The sequence below is a fragment of the Leisingera sp. ANG-DT genome (assembly GCF_000813785.1).
In the GTDB taxonomy this organism is placed as follows: Bacteria; Pseudomonadota; Alphaproteobacteria; order Rhodobacterales; family Rhodobacteraceae; genus Leisingera.
In genome coordinates this window covers 138,044-156,225 of the sequence record NZ_JWLE01000004.1, presented here as the reverse complement: position 1 = coordinate 156,225, position 18,182 = coordinate 138,044, and the positions used below count along the sequence as shown (strand labels likewise).

General features: G+C 63.6%; 16 protein-coding genes. 10 read left to right on the top strand and 6 right to left on the bottom strand.

Annotated features, from left to right (window positions below):
• Nucleotides 1-17: 17 nt before the first annotated feature.
• Nucleotides 18-1,364, top strand: a complete 1,347-nt coding sequence (locus RA21_RS05120; RefSeq protein WP_019294533.1) for an NAD(P)-binding domain-containing protein — start codon at nt 18-20, stop codon at nt 1,362-1,364.
• 106 nt (nt 1,365-1,470) lie between these two features.
• Nucleotides 1,471-2,475: a GlxA family transcriptional regulator gene (locus tag RA21_RS05115; protein WP_019294534.1), complete on the top strand. Its 1,005-nt coding sequence runs from the start codon at nt 1,471-1,473 to the stop codon at nt 2,473-2,475.
• Nucleotides 2,476-2,549: 74 nt separating this feature from the next.
• Here the strand turns inward: RA21_RS05115 and RA21_RS05110 are convergent, their stop codons facing one another.
• From RA21_RS05110 to hpaR, 5 genes are all read right to left on the bottom strand, one after another.
• Nucleotides 2,550-3,131: a sarcosine oxidase subunit gamma gene (locus RA21_RS05110; RefSeq protein WP_039147022.1), complete on the bottom strand. Its 582-nt coding sequence runs from the start codon at nt 3,129-3,131 to the stop codon at nt 2,550-2,552.
• Entirely contained in the window at nt 3,124-6,135 is a 3,012-nt protein-coding gene (locus RA21_RS05105) for a sarcosine oxidase subunit alpha family protein (RefSeq protein ID WP_052257600.1), read from the bottom strand. Before RA21_RS05105 ends, RA21_RS05110 begins: the two co-directional genes overlap by 8 nt.
• An 11-nt stretch (nt 6,136-6,146) precedes the next feature.
• Nucleotides 6,147-6,434 (bottom strand): sarcosine oxidase subunit delta, encoded by a 288-nt coding sequence (locus RA21_RS05100; RefSeq protein WP_019294538.1) that lies wholly within the window; start codon nt 6,432-6,434, stop codon nt 6,147-6,149.
• A gap of 16 nt (nt 6,435-6,450) precedes the next feature.
• Nucleotides 6,451-7,701, bottom strand: coding sequence for a sarcosine oxidase subunit beta family protein (locus RA21_RS05095; RefSeq protein ID WP_019294539.1), 1,251 nt, complete (start codon nt 7,699-7,701; stop codon nt 6,451-6,453).
• Between the two features lie 274 nt (nt 7,702-7,975).
• Nucleotides 7,976-8,416: a homoprotocatechuate degradation operon regulator HpaR gene (hpaR, locus tag RA21_RS05090; protein ID WP_039147018.1), complete on the bottom strand. Its 441-nt coding sequence runs from the start codon at nt 8,414-8,416 to the stop codon at nt 7,976-7,978.
• Between the two features lie 114 nt (nt 8,417-8,530).
• On the opposite strand from hpaR, the gene RA21_RS05085 reads away from it, so the two are divergent.
• The 8 genes from RA21_RS05085 to RA21_RS05050 all read left to right on the top strand — a co-directional run bounded on the left by RA21_RS05085 (nt 8,531) and on the right by RA21_RS05050 (nt 16,316).
• Nucleotides 8,531-8,923 (top strand): 5-carboxymethyl-2-hydroxymuconate Delta-isomerase, encoded by a 393-nt coding sequence (locus RA21_RS05085; RefSeq protein WP_039147016.1) that lies wholly within the window; start codon nt 8,531-8,533, stop codon nt 8,921-8,923.
• Nucleotides 8,923-10,434 (top strand): 5-carboxymethyl-2-hydroxymuconate semialdehyde dehydrogenase, encoded by a 1,512-nt coding sequence (gene hpaE, locus RA21_RS05080; RefSeq protein ID WP_039147012.1) that lies wholly within the window; start codon nt 8,923-8,925, stop codon nt 10,432-10,434. Before RA21_RS05085 ends, hpaE begins: the two co-directional genes overlap by 1 nt.
• Nucleotides 10,435-10,473: 39 nt before the next feature.
• Nucleotides 10,474-11,328, top strand: coding sequence for a 3,4-dihydroxyphenylacetate 2,3-dioxygenase (gene hpaD, locus RA21_RS05075; protein WP_039147010.1), 855 nt, complete (start codon nt 10,474-10,476; stop codon nt 11,326-11,328).
• Nucleotides 11,329-11,341: 13 nt separating this feature from the next.
• Nucleotides 11,342-12,322 (top strand): 3,4-dihydroxyphenylacetate 2,3-dioxygenase, encoded by a 981-nt coding sequence (hpaD, locus tag RA21_RS05070; RefSeq protein ID WP_039147006.1) that lies wholly within the window; start codon nt 11,342-11,344, stop codon nt 12,320-12,322.
• Nucleotides 12,323-12,457: 135 nt separating this feature from the next.
• Nucleotides 12,458-13,867, top strand: coding sequence for a pyridoxal phosphate-dependent decarboxylase family protein (locus tag RA21_RS05065; protein WP_039147003.1), 1,410 nt, complete (start codon nt 12,458-12,460; stop codon nt 13,865-13,867).
• Nucleotides 13,867-14,736: a fumarylacetoacetate hydrolase family protein gene (locus RA21_RS05060; RefSeq protein WP_039147000.1), complete on the top strand. Its 870-nt coding sequence runs from the start codon at nt 13,867-13,869 to the stop codon at nt 14,734-14,736. Before RA21_RS05065 ends, RA21_RS05060 begins: the two co-directional genes overlap by 1 nt.
• Nucleotides 14,733-15,533 carry a 2-oxo-hept-4-ene-1,7-dioate hydratase gene (hpaH, locus tag RA21_RS05055; RefSeq protein WP_039146998.1) on the top strand — a complete coding sequence of 267 codons (801 nt, stop codon included), beginning with the start codon at nt 14,733-14,735 and terminating at the stop codon, nt 15,531-15,533. The genes RA21_RS05060 and hpaH overlap by 4 nt, the downstream gene beginning before the upstream one ends.
• Before the next feature lie 12 nt (nt 15,534-15,545).
• Nucleotides 15,546-16,316 carry an aldolase/citrate lyase family protein gene (locus RA21_RS05050; RefSeq protein ID WP_019294548.1) on the top strand — a complete coding sequence of 257 codons (771 nt, stop codon included), beginning with the start codon at nt 15,546-15,548 and terminating at the stop codon, nt 16,314-16,316.
• 189 nt (nt 16,317-16,505) lie between these two features.
• Here the strand turns inward: RA21_RS05050 and RA21_RS05045 are convergent, their stop codons facing one another.
• Nucleotides 16,506-18,158 carry a DUF4139 domain-containing protein gene (locus tag RA21_RS05045; RefSeq protein ID WP_029204639.1) on the bottom strand — a complete coding sequence of 551 codons (1,653 nt, stop codon included), beginning with the start codon at nt 18,156-18,158 and terminating at the stop codon, nt 16,506-16,508.
• Nucleotides 18,159-18,182: the final 24 nt, after the last annotated feature.

Genomic DNA, 18,182 nt, shown 5'->3' with positions numbered 1-18,182 from the left:
ACCAACGGGAGAACCAGATGACCAAGAAACGTATTGCCATTATCGGCGCCGGCCCTTCAGGCCTGGCCCAGCTGCGCGCCTTCCAGTCCGCGGCCAACAAGGGCGAGGAGATCCCGGAAATCGTCTGTTTTGAAAAGCAGGACGACTGGGGCGGCCTGTGGAACTACACTTGGCGCACCGGTCTGGACGAAAACGGCGAGCCGGTGCACTGCTCGATGTACCGCTACCTGTGGTCCAACGGCCCCAAGGAAGGCCTGGAGTTTGCCGACTATTCATTCGAAGAGCATTTCGGCAAACAGATCGCCTCCTACCCGCCGCGCGCCGTGCTGTTCGACTACATCGAAGGCCGGGTGAAAAAGGCGGATGTGCGCAAGTGGATCCGCTTCAACTCCCCGATCCGCTGGGTCGAATACAACGAGGACAAGGGCAATTTCACCGTCACCGTGCATGACCACGCCAAGGACAGCACCTACAAGGAAGACTTCGATCACGTGATCTGCGCCTCGGGCCACTTCTCAACCCCGAATGTGCCGTTCTACCCTGGTTTCGACACCTTCAACGGCCGCGTCCTGCACGCCCACGACTTCCGTGATGCCCGCGAATTTGCAGGCAAGGACATCCTGCTTTTGGGCTCATCCTATTCTGCCGAAGACATCGGCTCCCAGTGCTGGAAATACGGCGCCAAGTCGATCACCACCTCCTACCGCTCAGCACCGATGGGCTTCAAATGGCCGGACAACTGGGACGAGGTTCCGGCGCTGGAATCGGTGTCCGGCAACACTGCCACCTTCGTTGACGGCACCCAGAAGGAAGTCGATGCGATCATCCTCTGCACCGGCTACAAGCACTTCTTCAACTTCCTGCCGGACGACCTGCGCCTGAAAACCGCCAATCGCCTGGCCACCGCCGACCTCTACAAAGGCGTGGTCTTTGCCCATAACCCCAAGATGTTCTATCTGGGCATGCAGGATCAGTGGTTCACCTTCAACATGTTCGACGCCCAGGCCTGGTGGGTCCGCGACGCGATCATGGGCAAGATCCAGATTCCGGCGGACAAGGAAACCCTTCTGGCCGACGTCAAGGAGCGCGAAGAGCGCGAGGAAGCCTCAGACGACGTCAAATACGCGATCAAGTACCAGGGCGACTACGTGCTGGAACTGATCGAGGAGACCGACTACCCGACCTTCGACGTGGCGGGCGCCTGCCAGGCCTTCTATGAGTGGAAAGGCCACAAGGCCCAGGACATCATGGCCTTCCGCAACAACTCCTACAAATCAGTGATCACCGGCACCATGGCACCCGTGCACCACACCCCGTGGAAGGACGCCCTGGACGACTCGCTGGAAGCATATCTGCAGAACTAGGGACTCGTCCCCGGCAGATACGCCTGCGCCGTTTTCCCCTTCCTGTACGGCGCAGGCATCCCTTCGCCGCTGTGCGAATCTCTCTTCGCAAGCTATTATTCACCTCATGCAGCGCGATAACACCATGACACTCGGCTTTCTGATTTTTCCCGGCTTTCCAATGGCCTGCCTGACCTCGGCCATCGAACCCCTGCGCGCGGCAAATGAAATTGCCGGCTCTGAAACCTTCCGATGGAAACTGGTGTCCGAAACCGGCAGCAGCGTGAACGCCTCCGCCAATGTGGCCTTCCAGCCCGACTGCGCCCTGGATGAGGCCGACGGCGTCGACACCCTGTTCCTCTTGTCCAGCCCGCAAGGCAAATTTGAGGACCCCAAGGCCTCCAACGGCAAGCTGCGCCACCTGGCCCGGCACGGCACCACCATGGGCGCGGTCTCCGGCGGGGTGTTTCCGCTGGCCCGCTCCGGCCTGCTCGACGGCCACAGCTGCTCGGTCCACTGGTGCTATAAGGCAGCCTTCACAGCCGAGTTCCCGTCCCTTGCCACCGTCGACGACGTGATCGTGCTGGACCGCCGCCGCTTCACTGCCAGCGGCGCCGCGGCGATGTTCGACCTGTCGCTGAAACTGATCGAGCGCGCCATGGGCGACGCCGTGATGACAGAGGTCGCCTGCTGGTTCCAGCACCCGATGGTCCGCGCCGAGGGCGTGCGTCAGAAAATCCCCGCCTTCAAGACCGACAGCACCGCCGACAGCCTGCCGCCGCCGGTTGCCAAGGCGGTTGAGCTGTTTGCCGACAATCTGGAGCACCCGGTCTCAATCCGTGATGCCGCCAGCGAAATCGGCGTTTCGCCGCGCCAGCTGGAGCGCAGCTTCAAGGCCGCCACCGGCCAGAGCCCGGCCATCTATTACCGCACCCTGCGGATGAACGCGGCACGGCAGCTGGTGATGTATTCCCGCGACTCGATCACCTCGATCGCCAATGCGGTGGGCTATGCCACCTCCTCCACCCTGTCGCAGCACTACCGCGAAAGCTTCGGCGTCACCCCACAGGAGGAACGCCGCAAGGTGAACCTGTTCAGGGTCCAGGACAACAGGCCCATCCCTTCGGCCTGACCCTCCCAGGCAGCAAAGACCAGACACAAAAAGGCCGGTGGCTTTCTTTGGAAACCACCGGCCTTTTTCTTTTTTCAGATCATAGACTTCGCAGCCGCCACCAGCGCGTGATGCAGCGATGCTGCCGAGGACCGCGGGCCGATGATCGAATATCCCTGCCCCGGCGTCTGGCACAGCAGGAACACGCCCAGATGCTCCATCGAGGTGCGGGTGGCATCGCCCGCCTTGCCCGCGCGGACATTGGCATTGCACAGCCGCTCCAGCACGTCAAAGCAGCGCGGGCCTTCCATATCGAAGCGGCACCAGCCGTCGGTCTGTTCCACCACGGAGCCAGCCTCGCCCACGGCCCGCTTCAGATCCGCCGCCATCAGTTCGTGGCTGTCATGCGGCGCAGAGACCATCCACAGGTCCGGCCCCATCCACCAGGCAGAAAACACACCGTGCTCACCCCAGCCGGCAGGTTCAGGAAGGGCACCGCCCAGATAAGACGCGGCCGCAGATTTCACCGCATTTTCGCTGCCTTGACGCGCCGCCAAGGAGGCCAGCGCCCGGTCAGTGACTTCCCGGATCTGGAGACCCGTGAAGACATCCACCCGCGGCTCATACCCGCCCAGCGGAGAGATGGCTTTGAGCCCATGATTATCAAACTTACCCACGGAGACGCTCCCCTTCCGGATCCACAAAATGCGCGCTGACAACTTCGACCTGGATTTCCTTGCCCTCCAGCGGGTTGACCGCTCGGATCACCTCGCCTTTGCGGCTGTCGCCGCGCTTCAGGAAACCGATCCCGATCGAACAGCCCAGCACCGGCGAATAGGCCGCCGAGGTGATATAGCCCTGGTCGGTGGCAGCACTGACCTCGCCATCGGCATTCATCAGATGCGCCCCGGCCTGCACCGGATCGGCGGCATTCACCGGCTTGAAACCAACCAGCTTCAGAGCATCCTCCTGGTTCATCCCCTCGCGTTCGCTCAGGGTATTGCCGATGCAGTCCTTCTTCTTGCTGACCATCTTGCCCATGCCGAGGTTCAGCGCCGAGGTGGTGCCGTTCAGCTCATTGCCGGCGGCATGGCCCTTCTCGATCCGCATGACGCCCAGCGCCTCGGTGCCGTAAGGCACAGCGCCGAACTCTTCGCCTGCTTCCATCAGCTTGCGGATCATCGCATCGCCATAGCGGGTCGGTACCGCGATCTCATAGGCCAGCTCGCCCGAGAAGGAGATCCGGAACAGCCGCGCCCGGCAGCCGCCCGCCACGGTGATCTCACCGCAGCCCATGAAGGGGAACGCCTCGTTCGAGATGTCGAACTCCGGATCCACGACCTTTTGCAGCAGCTTGCGGGCATTCGGACCCGCCACCGCGAACTGCGCCCAGGCCTCGGTGGTCGAGATCAGCTGCACATCCATGTCCGGGAACAGGCACTGGCGCGCAAATTCCATGTTGCGGTAGACCAGAACTGCGTTGGCGGTGGTGGTGGTCACCACGAAATGATCCTCGGCGAACCGCGCCGCGGTGCCGTCGTCATAGGCAATGCCGTCCTCGCGCAGCATCAGCCCATAGCGGACCTTGCCCACCGGCAGCTTGGCAAAGGCATTGGCATACATCTTGTTCAGGAACTCGGCAGCATCCTTGCCCTGCACATCGATCTTGCCCAGCGTAGTCACGTCGCAGATGCCGACCGAATTGCGGGTCTGCAGCACCTCGCGGTCCACCGACTGGCGCCAATGGGTTTCGCCCGCCTTGGGGAACCACTGCGCGCGCAGCCACTGGCCGACCTCGACAAACACCGCACCCTGCTCCTCGGCCCATTTGTGACTGGGGGTCTTGCGGGTCGGGCGGAATTCCTCACCGACGGACCGGCCTGCCATCACACCAAAGGAGACCGGCGTATACGGCGGGCGGAACATGGTGGTGCCGACCTCGGGGATCTGCTTGCCCGCCAGCTCAGCCATGATCGCCAGGCCGCCCATGTTGGAGGTCTTGCCCTGATCGGTTGCCATGCCAAGGGTGGTGTAACGCTTCAGGTGCTCGACAGAGCGGAAGTTCTCCTGGTGCGCCAGCTTTACGTCCTTGACGGTGACGTCGTTCTGCTGATCCAGCCAGGCGCGGCCCTTGCCTTCCTTCACATACCAGAAGGGGGTCACGTTGACCGGCGCATCCTCAGCCTCAGGCAGATCGGCAGCTTTTGCCTCGATACCCAGCTCCGACAATGCGGCCACGGCGCCCTCGGCACCGGCGCGCAGCGCGGCGGCGGTGGAGAAATCGCCATTGGCGGCACCGGCGACGACCATGTTCTGCGGCAGCTCGCCTGCCGGCACAAAGGCCGCAATATCCTCGCGCCAGGCCGGGCGGCCGCGCTGGTGGCAGGTCAGATGCACGTTCGGGTTCCAGCCGCCGGACACCGCCAGTGCCCCGCAAGGCACGTCGCGGGTGATGCCGCTGGCGAGACGAAGGCGGACGGATTCCAGGCCCAGCCGGCCCTTGGTGTCGATCACCTGCGCACCGGCAAAAAGCTCAGCCCCCTCGACCGCGGGCGCATCGGCGCGGGTGTCGATCACCGCGGTCACCTTGACGCCCTTGGCGATCAGGTCGGCGGCAGTGCGGTGGCCGTCGTCGTTGTTGGTGAAAACCGCAACGGTTTGGTCCGGCGTCACCGCCCAGCGGTTGGCATAGGCGCGCACGGCACCGGCCAGCATCACGCCGGGACGGTCGTTGTTCTCAAACGCAATGGGGCGTTCAGTGGCGCCCGCCGCCAGCATCGCCCGCTTGGAGTAGATCCGCCACAGGATCTGCCGCGGTTTGCCCGCCTCCGGCGCCAGCACGTGGTCGGCAGTCCGCTCCACCGCGCCATAGATACCGTGATCAAAGGCGCCGATAATGGTGGTGCGCGGCATCACCCGCACGTTCGGCATAGCCGCCAGCTCCGCTTGCGCCTGCTCGACCCAGGCAGCACCGGTCAGGTCGCCAACACCGAAGGTTTCCGCATTCAGACGCCCGCCTAGCAGAAAGTCCTCGTCGGCAATAATCACCTGCGCGCCCGCCCGGCCCGCGGTCAACGCCGCCATCAGGCCGGTGGGGCCGGCCCCGATCACCAAGAGGTCGCAATGCAGGAAACCCTTGTCATAAGCATCCGGATCGGCCTCAAAGCTGATACTGCCCAGACCCGCCGCCTTGCGGATGATCGGCTCGTACAGTTTTTCCCAGAACGCTGCAGGCCACATGAACGTCTTGTAGTAGAAACCCGCGGTCAGGAAATTCGAGAACCGGTCATTGATCGCCATGAAGTCATGCTGCAGCGACGGCCAGCGGTTCTGCGAGTTCGCTTCCAGCCCGTCATACAGCTCCGCCACGGTGGCGCGGGTGTTCGGCTCCTGCCGCCCGCCGCTGCGCAGCTCGACAAGCGCGTTCGGCTCTTCGGAGCCGGAGGTCAGCACGCCCCGCGGACGGTGGTATTTGAACGACCGGCCCATCAGCCGCACGCCATTCGCCAAGAGGGCCGAGGCCAATGTGTCGCCCTCAAATCCCTTGAAACGCTTGCCATCGAAGGTGAAGCTCAGCGGCTTGCCGCCCTTGATCAGCCCCCCGTCCAAGCGGTTCACCTGCACCCCCTTGCGGGCACCGGTGCTGCCGTCGGCCTGAAAGGCCACGCGGCCGGCATTCATCACTGCGTCAGTCATTTGCTGCGTCCCCTTGCCCGGGCCACATCACGGGCCAGTTCGACATTCAGGATTTCATGGGTCACGGTGTTGCGGGTCACCACCAGCCAGGACCGGTCGCCTTGCTCGTGAAACCACAGCTCGCGGTGCTCGCCCGCCGGGTTATCGCGCAGATACAGGTAGTCGTGGAACTGATCCGCTGCATTGTCAGCCTGCCAGTCCGGCCGGTCGATCAGGGACGCATCACCCAGGTAAGTGAACTCCTGGAAATCCCGCGGCCCGAGGATCGGATGGTTGATAATCATCGCTGTCTTCCTTTCCTCAGTGCAGGTTCGGCTGGGCGCCCTGGCCCTTTTCGTCGATCATGCAGCCGCGGCGGAACCGGTCGAGCCGGTAGGCCGTTGCCACCTTGTGCGGGGTATCGGTCGCCAGCAGATGCGCATAGCACCAGCCCGAGGCCGGGGTTGCCTTGAATCCGCCGTAGCACCAGCCGCCGTTGAAATAGAGACCGTCGATATGCGTCTTGTCGATGAAGGGGGAGCCGTCCATCGACATGTCCATAATACCGCCCCAGCTGCGCAGCATCCGCACCCGGCCCAGCGCCGGGATCAGCGCCATGCCACCCTCCATCACGTCCTCGACCACCGGCAGGTTGCCGCGCTGCGCATAGGAGTTGTACATGTCCAGATCGCCGCCAAAGACCAGGCCGCCCTTGTCCGACTGGCTGCAATAGAAGTGACCAGCGCCAAAGGTGATGACCCCGTCCAGCACCGGCTTCAGCCCCTCAGAGACAAACGCCTGCAGCACGTGGCTCTCGATCGGCAGGCGCATGCCCGCCTTCTCCATCACCCGGCTGGAAGATCCAGCCACACAGCTCGCGACCTTGTTGGCGCCGATGAAACCCTTGGTGGTCTCCACGCCCAGACACTTGCCGTTTTCGATCTTGAAACCTGTGACTTCGCAGTTCTGGATGATGTCCACGCCGCGCAGGTCTGCCCCGCGGGCATAGCCCCAGGCCACCGCATCGTGGCGCACGGTGCCGCCGCGGCGGTGCAGGAGGCCGCCCTTGATCGGGAAACGCGCATCATTGAAATTCAGGAACGGGTACATCGCCCGCACGCCATCGGTATCCAGCAGCTCCGCGTCGGACCCGTTCAGGATCATCGCATTGCCCCGCCGCCGCGCCGCATCACGCTGCGCATCGGTATGCACCAGGTTCAGAATGCCGCGCTGGCTGACCATGGCGTTATAGTTGAAGTCCTGCTCCAGCCCTTCCCACAGCTTCAGCGACAGCTCGTAAAACGGCTCGTTGCCGTCCAGCAGGTAGTTGGAGCGGATGATGGTGGTGTTGCGGCCCACGTTGCCGCCGCCGATCCAGCCCTTCTCGATCACCGCGACATTGGTGATGTTGTGGTTTTTGGCCAGGTAATAGGCCGTCGCCAGCCCGTGCCCGCCGCCGCCGATGATCACCACATCGTAGCTTTTCTTGGGTTCCGGATCACGCCAGGTCGGGCGCCATCCCTTGTGGCCCGTCAGGGCCTCCTTGATCACTTTCAGGCCAGAGTACCGCATGATGTCCTCATCAACTGTCCCCGGCAGGATGAGTGAGAAATGCGTCACATCACAGAGGGATTTCGGACATCGGCAGCGCCATTTGCGTCACAGGCGGGAAATCACCTGTGCAGATGCAGCATCACAGGTTGCAGCAATGCAGTCTCAAACCACATCTAGACAATTGATTTTATTTGACAATAGTATGAAAGTCATTGACCCGCCACAAAACTGAATAATCTGGTCCATTTGCGTCACGCACCCCGGCATCCGCGCCAAATGCGGCAAATCCGACTCACTCGGACAAATCGATCTGATCCAGCTCGTTCAGCAGATCCAGCAGAGCCTCATAGCGCTCCACCCCCATCTTCCGGCGGGTCTGCTCCATCAGCTCCAGGCTGGCCTCCAGGTTGTCGGTGATGATCTTCTCCCCTGCAGGCGCAATCCGCACCACCTGACGGCGGCGGTCTTCTTTGTCGCGCTCCCGGCTGATCAGCTGCTTTTCCTCCAGCTTCTGCAGGATCCGCGTCAGGCTGGGCAGCAGCAGGCAGGCCTTGTCGGCGATCTGGGTTGGATCAATCGGCCCGCTCTCCTGCACCACCCGCAAAACGCGCCACTGCTGCTCGGTAAGCCCCGCGCCGCTCAGCAGGGCACGGATCGGACCCATCACACGCTCCCGCGCCCTCAAAAGGGCAATGGGCAGCGAACGGTCGGTGGAGGGCATCATCCTGGTCATACGCGATTATCACCCCGCTTCCGGCTAAACGCAATTGCCGCTTGGGTTTCTTCCGCTTGACTCATCGCCGCACAATTGCTAAACATGTTAAGTAATTCAGGAGAGGTAACGCAGATGCCGCACATCACGCTGGACTACTCAGCCAATATGGAGGCGCGCACCGACATCGCCGCCCTGTGCTGCCATCTGCGGCAGGCAGCGGCAGCCACCGGCGTGTTCCCCCTTGCGGGCATCCGGGTGCGTGCCTTTGCGGCCAATCACACCTCCATTGCCGACGGCGATGACCGGCACGGCTATCTCGACATCTCCATCCGGCTGCGCGCGGGCCGTGACCTGGACACCCGCAAACGCGCAGCCCAGGCGGTGTTCGAGGCAGCGCAATCCTTCCTTGAGCCGGCCATGCGACAGCACTCCATCGCGCTGTCGCTGGAGATGCGCAACATCGACCCGGAGCTTTCCCCGAAATGCGGCACCATCCGCGACCACATGCAAAAGGCGGACCAGTGATGAGCGATCTGACCACCAACATCGAAACGCTGAAAAGCCACCTGGCCCGCTTCCGCGAGACCGGCATCCTGAGCCTGATCGGCGGCGAGAGCCGCCCCGCCGCCTCCAGCAACACCTTCGAAACATCGTCACCCGTCGATGAAAGCGTGATCTGCTCTGTTGCCAAAGGCGGCGCTGAGGACATCGACGCCGCGGCAGCGGCCGCCAAGGCGGCCTTCCCCGCCTGGCGCGACATGCCGGCGCTGGAGCGTAAGAAAATCCTGCACCGCATCGCCGACCTAATCGTCGAACGCGCCGAGGAAATCGCGCTGTGCGAATGCTGGGACACCGGCCAGGCCCTGCGCTTCATGTCCAAGGCGGCCCTGCGCGGTGCAGAGAACTTCCGTTTCTTTGCCGACAAGGCCACCTCCGCCCGCGACGGCCAGCAGCTGCAATCCCCGACACTGATGAACGTGACCACCCGGGTGCCAATCGGCCCGGTCGGCGTCATCACCCCGTGGAACACGCCTTTCATGCTGTCGACCTGGAAGATCGCACCTGCCCTGGCCGCAGGCTGTACCGTGGTCCACAAACCGGCTGAATTCTCGCCGCTCACCGCCCGCATCCTGGCCGAAATCGCCCACGAGGCAGGTCTGCCCGCCGGTGTCTGGAACCTGGTGAACGGCTTTGGCGAGGATGCCGGCAAGGCCCTCACCGAACACCCAGACATCAAGGCCATCGCCTTTGTCGGCGAGAGCAAGACCGGCTCGATGATCATGAAACAAGGCGCCGACACCCTTAAGCGCGTGCATTTCGAACTGGGCGGCAAGAACCCGGTGGTTGTCTTCGACGACGCCGATCTCGACCGTGCGCTCGATGCCGCGATCTTCATGATCTACTCGCTGAACGGCGAGCGCTGCACCTCCTCCTCGCGCCTCTTGGTGCAGGAGAGCATCGCGGAGGAGTTCGAGGCCAAGCTGATCGAACGCGTGAACAACATCCGCGTCGGCCACCCGCTGGACCCCGCCACAGAGGTCGGCCCGCTGATCCACAAGGTGCATTTCGACAAGGTCACCTCCTACTTCGAGACCGCCAAACAGGACGGCGCCACCATCGCCGCCGGCGGCACCCGCGCAGGTGATCAGGGCTGGTTTGTCCGCCCGACCCTGTTCACAAATGCCACCAATGATATGACCATCGCGCAGGAGGAAATCTTTGGGCCCGTCCTCACCGCGATCCGCTTCAAGGACGAGGATGAGGCTCTGTCATTGGCCAATGACACCCAGTACGGCCTCACCGGCTATGTCTGGACCAACGACCTCACCCGCGCCCTGCGCTTCACAAACGCGCTGGAGGCCGGGATGATCTGGGTGAACTCAGAAAACGTCCGCCACCTGCCCACCCCCTTTGGCGGGGTCAAGGCCAGCGGCATCGGCCGCGATGGCGGCGACTGGAGCTTCGAGTTCTACATGGAACAGAAACACATCGGCTTTGCCCTGGGCCACCACAAGATCCCGCGCCTCGGCGCCTGACCTCAAGGAAACGCGCAACCCGTCTTTGAGGAGAAGACCATGGGAGAAATCGTTCTCGCCGCCAAATGCACCCACGTGCCCACCATGCTGATGTCGGAACAGCCCGGCCGGCTGGAGGGCACCCGAAAGCCCGCCATCGACGGCCACCGGGAAATCGCCCGCCGCGCCAAGGCGCTCGGCGCCGACACCATCGTGATCTGCGACACCCACTGGGTGATCAACGCGGGCTACCACATCAACGCCAACAGCCGTTTCAAGGGGCTGTTCACCTCCAACGAATTCCCGCAGTTCATCCAGAACCTGCCCTATGAGTACGAGGGCAACCCGGCCCTGGGCGATGCCATCGCGGCAGCGGCGTCGGACAAGGGCGTCTACACCCTGTCGCACCAGCTCGACTCGCTGGAACTGGAATACGGCACCCTGGTCCCGATGCGTTTCATGAGCCGCGAAGGCGATTTCAAGGTGGTCTCCGTCGCCGCCTGGTGCACCGTCCACGATCACGACGAAAGCCGGGTGATCGGCGAGGCCATCCGCGAAGCAGTCGAAGCCTCGGACAGCAAGGTGCTGCTGGTCGCCTCCGGCTCGCTCAGCCACAAGATCTGGGCAAACAAGGACTATGCCGCCAACAACGGCACCTTCACCATCAGCTCCGAGTTCAACCGCCAGATGGACCTGCGGGTGCTGGAACTGTGGCAGAAGGGCGACCACGCCACCTTCCTCAAAATGCTGGGCGAATACGCCGACTTCTGCTGCGGCGAAGGTTCCATGCACGACACCGCCATGCTGTATGGCGCGCTTGGCTGGGACAGCTACACTGCCCCCTGCGAAGTGATCACCGAGTATTTCCCCAGTTCCGGCACCGGCCAGACCAACGTGATCTTCCCGGTTCAGTAAAAGGAGACCCCGAATGCCCGTCCCCGCCCCGAACCTCTATCCGCCCTTCAACATCGTGCGGCTCAGCCACGTTGAATACGCCGTGACCGACCTCGCCGCCTCCCGCGCCTTCTATGTGGATACGCTCGGCCTGCAGGTGACGCATGAGGACAGCGAGCGCATCTATCTGCGTGCGATGGAGGAACGCGGCCACCACTGCATCGTGCTGGTACAGGCGAACACGGCCTCGGTCGGGGTGCTGGGCTTCAAGCTTTATGACGCGCCGGACCTAGACAAGGCGGCGGAGTTCTTCATCTCCAAGGACCTGCCGGTGGAATGGGTCGAGCGCCCGCACATGGGCAAAACCCTGCGCACCCGCGACCCCTGGGGCATCCCGCTGGAGTTCTACGTCAAAATGGACCGGCTGGAGCCGATCCACCAGAAATACAGGCTCTATAATGGGGTAAAACCGCTGCGCATCGACCATTTCAACATGTTCAGCGCGGATGTGGACGGCGCAGTTGCCTTCTATAACGAGATGGGCTTCCGAACCACTGAGTTCACTGAAGATGACGAGAGCGGCAAGGTCTGGGCCGCCTGGATGCACCGCAAGGGCGGCGTGCACGATGTGGCCTTCACCAACGGGCTTGGCCCGCGCCTGCACCACACCGCCTTCTGGGTGCCGAACCCCTTGAATATCATTGACCTCTTGGACCTGATGTCGACGACTGGCTATGTCGATAACATCGAGCGCGGCCCCGGCCGCCACGGCATCTCCAACGCCTTCTTCCTCTATGTGCGCGACCCCGACGGCCACCGGATTGAGATCTACTGCTCGGACTACCAGACCGTCGACCCGGATCTGGAACCGATCAAATGGTCGCTCACCGACCCGCAGCGCCAGACCCTCTGGGGCGCTCCGGCGCCGCGCAGCTGGTTTGAGGAAGGCTCCGTCTTCGAAGGAACCACTCCGAAACCCAGCGCTTTGAACGCGCAGCCGATTATTGCACCCTAGCAAAACATAAGGACGGCGCCCGGACCGAGGGGTGGGCGTGAAGCGCCCTCCCCGTTTTGCCGAAGGCAAACTTTCAGTTTGACGGGTCGGTCCGGGCGCCGTCCGTGCCTATGGCACAGACTTAAGGAATACGAGATGAAATGGGATAAATTCTCCGAATGGGGCCGCCGGGTCGCAGACTGGACCCAGGACTACCACCTGACCGTTGGTGACCGCCCCGTGCGCGCCAAAACCAAGCCCGGTGAAGTGCTGAACGCCCTGCCCCAAACCCCGCCTGAGGATGGCGAGGGGATGGAGGCGATTTTCCGCGATTTCGAGGACATCGTGATGCCCGGCATCACCCATTGGCAGCACCCGCGCTTCTTTGCCTATTTCACCTCCAACGCCGCCGCGCCCTCGGTGCTGGCGGAATTCCTCGTCTCCGCCATCGCGCCGCAATGCATGCTGTGGCAGACCTCGCCGGCGGCGACCGAGATGGAAACGCGGATGATGGACTGGCTGCGCCAGGCGCTGGACCTGCCGGACCAGTTCCAGGGCGTCATCCAGGACTCCGCCTCCTCCGCCACCCTCGCAGCCGTCCTGACGATGCGGGAAAAGGCGCTGAACTGGCAGGGCAACCAACAAGGGCTGTTCGGCAAGAAGGCGCTGCGCATCTATTGCTCCTCCGAAGTCCACACCTCCATCGACCGGGCCATCTGGGTTGCGGGCATCGGCCAGCAGAACCTGATCCGCGTGCCGATCAAGGGGGACTGGCGCGGCATGGACCCCGAAGCGCTGGAGGCCGCCATCCAGGCCGACCTCGCCGCAGGCCACCAGCCCGCAGGTGTGATCCTCTGCGTTGGCGGCACCGGCGTTGGCGCCACCGACCCGGTGGACCAGGTGCTGGACGTCGCTGAAAAATACGGTCTCTACACCCATGTGGACGCCGCCTGGGCCGGCTCCGCGATGATCTGCCCCGAATACCGCCACTATTGGCCCGGCGTCGAACGCGCCGACAGCATCGTCTTCAACCCGCACAAATGGTTGGGCGTGCAATTCGACTGCTCCGCCCATTTCCTGAAAAACCCGGATGATCTGATTCAATCCCTCGCGATCAGCCCGGAATACCTCAAGACCCACGGCCATGACGGCATCATCAACTATTCCGAATGGTCGGTGCCGCTGGGCCGCCGCTTCCGCGCGCTCAAGATCTGGTTCCTGATCCGCACCTACGGCCTGGAGGGCCTGCGCCAGCGCCTGCGCAACCACATCACGTGGTCGAAACAATTGCACGAAAAGCTCAAGTTAGAGCCTGATTTTCAAATCACTTCCGCGCCCATGTGGTCGCTCTGGTCGTTCCGCTATGCGCCCGAGGGCGCGGCGGATCTGGACGATTTGAATCTGCGACTGGTCAATGCAATCAACGGCGATGGCCGCATCTACCTGACCCAGACCCGCCTCGACGGCCAGCTGGTGATCCGCTTCCAGGCGGGTCAATTCGAGACCACGGAAGCAGACGTGATGATGGCCTTCGACGTCATCACCGAAATCGCAAGGAACCTGTAATGACGCGCTTTGGTACCTACACCGCCGACGGCGAAACCTTCTATGGCGCGGTGACGGATGCCGGCATGATCGCCCTGTCGCCGCAGTTCCCGGACTGGCCCACTCTGCGCGAAGTGATCGCGGCAGACGGCCTGCCCGTGCTGGCGAAGGCCGCGGAAGGCAAACCCGTCACCCATACCTATTTCACCTACGAAATCCCGATCCCCAACCCGGAGAAGATCATCTGCGTCGGCGTCAACTTCCCGGACCGCAACGCGGAGTACAAGGACGGCTCTGCCCAGCCCAAGCACATGTCCCTGTTTCCCCGCTTCCCGCGTTCCTTCACCGGAGCAGAGCGTCCGCTGATCCGCCCGCCCGAAAACCACACGCTAGACTATGAGGGGGAGGTCGCCGTGGTGATCGGCAAGCCGGGCCGCCGGATCAAGCCCGAAGACGCCTACGGTCACATCGCGGCCCTGACGCTGGCAAACGAGGGCACCATCCGCGACTGGGTGCGCCACGCCAAATTCAACGTGACACAAGGCAAGAACTGGGACAATTCCGGCGCCATCGGCCCCTGGATTGTGCCTTTCACCGACGCCGCGCAGCTGGACGAGGCCCGCATCCTCACCCGTGTGAACGGAGAGACCCGCCAGGATGACACCCTCAACCGGATGATGTTCCCGATCCGCGAAGAAATCGCCTATATCTCCACCTTCACGACCCTGCAGCCCGGCGACGTGATCATCACCGGCACCCCGACAGGCGCAGGCGCGCGGTTTGATCCGCCGAAGTACCTGAAACCCGGTGACGTGGTCGAGGTTGAGGTCGAAGGCATCGGAACCTTACGCAACACCGTTGAAGATGAGTTCAGCGGGGGAGAGGCATGACCCCGAAACAGCATCAGGAAGCCGCTGACCGTCTGTTCAAAGCCGAGCAATCCGGCCAGCAATGCGGCCTGCTCTCACTGGCCTATCCTGGCATGACGCTGGACGATGCTTACGCGGTACAACAGGCTCTGATAAGGCAAAAACTGGCCTCCGGGCGCAAGAAAATCGGCTGGAAAATCGGCCTCACCAGCCGCGCCATGCAGCAGGCGCTGAACATCACCACTCCCGACAGCGGCGTGCTCTTGGACGACATGGCATTTGAAAACGGCGCCACCGTTCCTGCTGGCCGCTTCATCCAGCCGCGGGTGGAGGCGGAGATTGCGTTCATTATGAAATCCCCTCTCGCAGGTGCCGAGTGCACCCGCGAGGACGTGCTGTCCGCAACGGGTTCTGTGGCCCCGTCGCTGGAGATCCTCGACACCCGCATCCTGCGCGCCGACCCCGCCACCGGCCAGGCCCGCATCATCACCGACACCATCAGCGACAACGCCGCCAATGCCGGCGTGGTTCTGGGGGCGGAGCGCCACGCGGTGGACGCGCATGACCTGCGCTGGGTCGGCGCCATCGCCTCCCGCAACGGCACAGTCGAGGAAACCGGCCTCGGCGCGGGTGTTTTGAACGATCCCGTGACTTCGGTCCTGTGGCTGGCGCGGCGGATGGCGGAATATGGACAACAGATCGAGGCCGGGGATATCGTGCTCTCGGGCTCTTTCATCCGCCCCATCGAATGCCCGCCGGGCACGGAGACCGCCGCAGATTTCGGCCCCTTCGGTTCCGTATCCATCAATTTCGCCTGACAGGAGGCCCCCATGCCCGCGCCCAAGAACCCCTTTAAACAGGCTCTAACACAGGGCAAACGCCAGATCGGCTGCTGGATGAGCTTTGCCGACGGTCAGCTCGCCGAGATCATGGGCACCTGCGGCTTCGACTGGCTGGTGATCGACGGCGAGCATGCCCCCAACGACATCCGCTCGATCCGCGACCAACTGATGGCGCTGGCGGCCTCGCCCAGCCACCCGGTGGTGCGGGTGCCGGTGGGGGAGACTTGGATGATCAAGCAAGTGCTGGATGCAGGCGCCCAGACGGTGCTGGTGCCGATCGTCGAAAGCGCCGAACAGGCCCGCGAGCTGGTCCGCGCCTGCCACTACCCGCCCAAGGGCCTGCGCGGCGTCGGTGCCACGGCGGCCCGCGCCACCATGTTCGGCACGGTCTCCGAGTATATCCAGACCGCCGATCAGGAGGTCTGCCTGCTGGTGCAAGTGGAAAACCGCGCCGGGATGGCTGCGTTGGACGAAATTCTGCAGGTCGAGGGCATCGACGGCGTCTTCATCGGCCCGGCGGATTTGTCCACCGACATGGGCCACCAAGGCAACTCCGCCCACCCGGAGGTGCGCGCCGCAATTGCTGATGCCATCACCCGCATCAAGGCGGCTGGTATCGCCCCCGGCATCCTCGGCACCACGGATGAGGCTACTCAGGCCTATGCGGACATGGGCGCGCAGTTCCTGGCGGTCGGCATCGACGTCATGGTGCTTGCCCGCAACGCCCGTGATTTAGCGGCCAAGTGGAAGGCAGACTAACCGCCTGCCGTACATCGCAAAGGAAGCACTCCCGCGCCTGCCCGCTGCTCCGGCTTTGCCAGCGCAGCGGCAGCTGTCTTGGGCGTGGCACCGCGCCAAGCGCGGTGCCACGCCCAACGGGAGGAAGGTATTTTCAATGCCTGACGACGGGCGGGAGCCACCTGTCCGTTGCCTGACACCAAACCAGCGTCAGCGCAGCACCATGCCCTCGGGCCAGCTGAGCGTGGTATCCAATTGGATGGTTTCACTCTCGCCAGCACCCAGCTCCAGATCCCAGGCCAGAATGCCGCGCTGCTTCTCGACGTTTTCCTTCGTGGGCCGCGGCGTGGCGCTCCACTCAATTTCCAGATCGTCCTGCTGCGAATAAGGCACCCGGTCCAGAACCCGCACCACCCACTCCTGCGCAGTCAGGTTCTCCACCGTGATCTCCACCTTCTGCACCTGCGCGTTGCTGCGTGAGATCAGCCCCTGCTCACCCTCGCTCTGCCCCAGCACGTCGCGGCGCAACTGAAGCCCTTCGATGGGGCCGAACCCTGCGTCCATCTCCGCCCCCGGCGCCAGCCCGGCGAAGTCCTCCACCGTGACCAGCTTGCCATCGACAAACCGCGGCACCTCATCCGAGGCCAGCAGCTGCTCGCCGAAACTGTTGGTGAAGGTCGACACTCTATAGGCGGTCTCATCCCGCGACGGCACTGCCACCGCCTGCACCTTTGCCTCCGCCGTCAGGCTGTCCATTTCCAACCGCAGCAGATCGGCGCCGGAGGCAATCGACACCGGCAACCCGAACCGGTAAGTCGCCGCGGCACCGCCCAGATCCGCGCCCCAGCCGCCCCGGGTTTCTTCAAAGACGGCAGGCGCCTCCAGCACCGGCTCCGCCAGCGCGGACAGTTCCGCCACATCCTGCCCCATGGATTTCAGCGCCCGCGGCGGCTGCGGCTCCTCAATCCGGCGCAGCCAGGGGCGCAACGCAGACGGGCTGCCCTGCTCACCGGGCACCGCTGTCGACAGTGTCAGCGCCACATCCTGCCAGTTCTCGCCGGTATCCTGCACCAGCATCACCGCACGCTTCAGGATCACCTGCTGCTCCGTCACGGTATTCAAGTGCATCTCATAAGACGGCTGCCAGCCGATATTTCCCGCGCCCGCGGTATAGTAGCTCACCTTGACGGCGCCCTCACCCGCCTGCTCCGCCTCGATGTCCACTGCGATGTACAGACGGTCGTCATCCTCGAGCGTGATCGCCGCCAGTGCCGCCTGCGCTTCTGCCAGCTCTTCTTCCAAGTCCTGCATCTGCAGCTCGATCCGGCGCGCCTCAGCCTCTGACGCCACGGCTGCCTGACTGGCGCCCGCCGCCTCCGCAGAGATCATCCGGGCAATTTCACTCAATGCAACCGCATCCGCCTGAGCCAAACCTTCGTTTGTGCCCAGCTGCTGCAGGAACCCGATTGAGGCCTCCGCCGCCCGCACCCCGGCGCGTGCCTGCGCTGCCTCGTCCCGCACCGCGGCAATCCGCGCCTCGACTTCGCGCACCCGCGCCTCGGCGGCCTCGACCTCAGGGTCATCCGCATCGCGCGGCGGCACGTAATTCTCACGCAGCAGGGTGGCGACGCGGCGGGCGCCGGCGATCTCCACCTGCAGTGTCTCCAGCGCAGCCGTTCTGGGCACGTTCTGCAGGATTAGCCGGTGGCGCCCCTCCGGCAGGGTCAGCGCGGCGCTGCGGGTGACTTCCGCCAGCCCGGGATACAGCGTCACCTCCGACACCGTGCTGCTGACGGGGATAGTGTCCGCAGCCGCCGCCGCGGCAATTGAAGAAAAGGCAAAAGCCATCAAAGAAAATCGCATTGGCATCTCTCAATCAAAAATCAC

What these genes read in the sequence shown, in the direction of transcription:
- RA21_RS05105 (WP_052257600.1), bottom strand. Translation starts at nt 6,135, where the DNA reads ATGAATGCCGGCCGCGTGGCCTTTCAGGCCGACGGCAGCACCGGTGCC.
- hpaD (WP_039147010.1), top strand. Translation starts at nt 10,474, where the DNA reads ATGGGAGAAATCGTTCTCGCCGCCAAATGCACCCACGTGCCCACCATG.
- RA21_RS05060 (WP_039147000.1), top strand. Translation starts at nt 13,867, where the DNA reads ATGACGCGCTTTGGTACCTACACCGCCGACGGCGAAACCTTCTATGGC.
- RA21_RS05120 (WP_019294533.1), top strand. Translation starts at nt 18, where the DNA reads ATGACCAAGAAACGTATTGCCATTATCGGCGCCGGCCCTTCAGGCCTG.
- RA21_RS05115 (WP_019294534.1), top strand. Translation starts at nt 1,471, where the DNA reads ATGCAGCGCGATAACACCATGACACTCGGCTTTCTGATTTTTCCCGGC.
- RA21_RS05085 (WP_039147016.1), top strand. Translation starts at nt 8,531, where the DNA reads ATGCCGCACATCACGCTGGACTACTCAGCCAATATGGAGGCGCGCACC.
- RA21_RS05100 (WP_019294538.1), bottom strand. Translation starts at nt 6,434, where the DNA reads ATGATTATCAACCATCCGATCCTCGGGCCGCGGGATTTCCAGGAGTTC.
- hpaR (WP_039147018.1), bottom strand. Translation starts at nt 8,416, where the DNA reads ATGACCAGGATGATGCCCTCCACCGACCGTTCGCTGCCCATTGCCCTT.
- hpaE (WP_039147012.1), top strand. Translation starts at nt 8,923, where the DNA reads ATGAGCGATCTGACCACCAACATCGAAACGCTGAAAAGCCACCTGGCC.
- hpaD (WP_039147006.1), top strand. Translation starts at nt 11,342, where the DNA reads ATGCCCGTCCCCGCCCCGAACCTCTATCCGCCCTTCAACATCGTGCGG.
- RA21_RS05095 (WP_019294539.1), bottom strand. Translation starts at nt 7,701, where the DNA reads ATGCGGTACTCTGGCCTGAAAGTGATCAAGGAGGCCCTGACGGGCCAC.
- hpaH (WP_039146998.1), top strand. Translation starts at nt 14,733, where the DNA reads ATGACCCCGAAACAGCATCAGGAAGCCGCTGACCGTCTGTTCAAAGCC.
- RA21_RS05050 (WP_019294548.1), top strand. Translation starts at nt 15,546, where the DNA reads ATGCCCGCGCCCAAGAACCCCTTTAAACAGGCTCTAACACAGGGCAAA.
- RA21_RS05045 (WP_029204639.1), bottom strand. Translation starts at nt 18,158, where the DNA reads ATGCGATTTTCTTTGATGGCTTTTGCCTTTTCTTCAATTGCCGCGGCG.
- RA21_RS05065 (WP_039147003.1), top strand. Translation starts at nt 12,458, where the DNA reads ATGAAATGGGATAAATTCTCCGAATGGGGCCGCCGGGTCGCAGACTGG.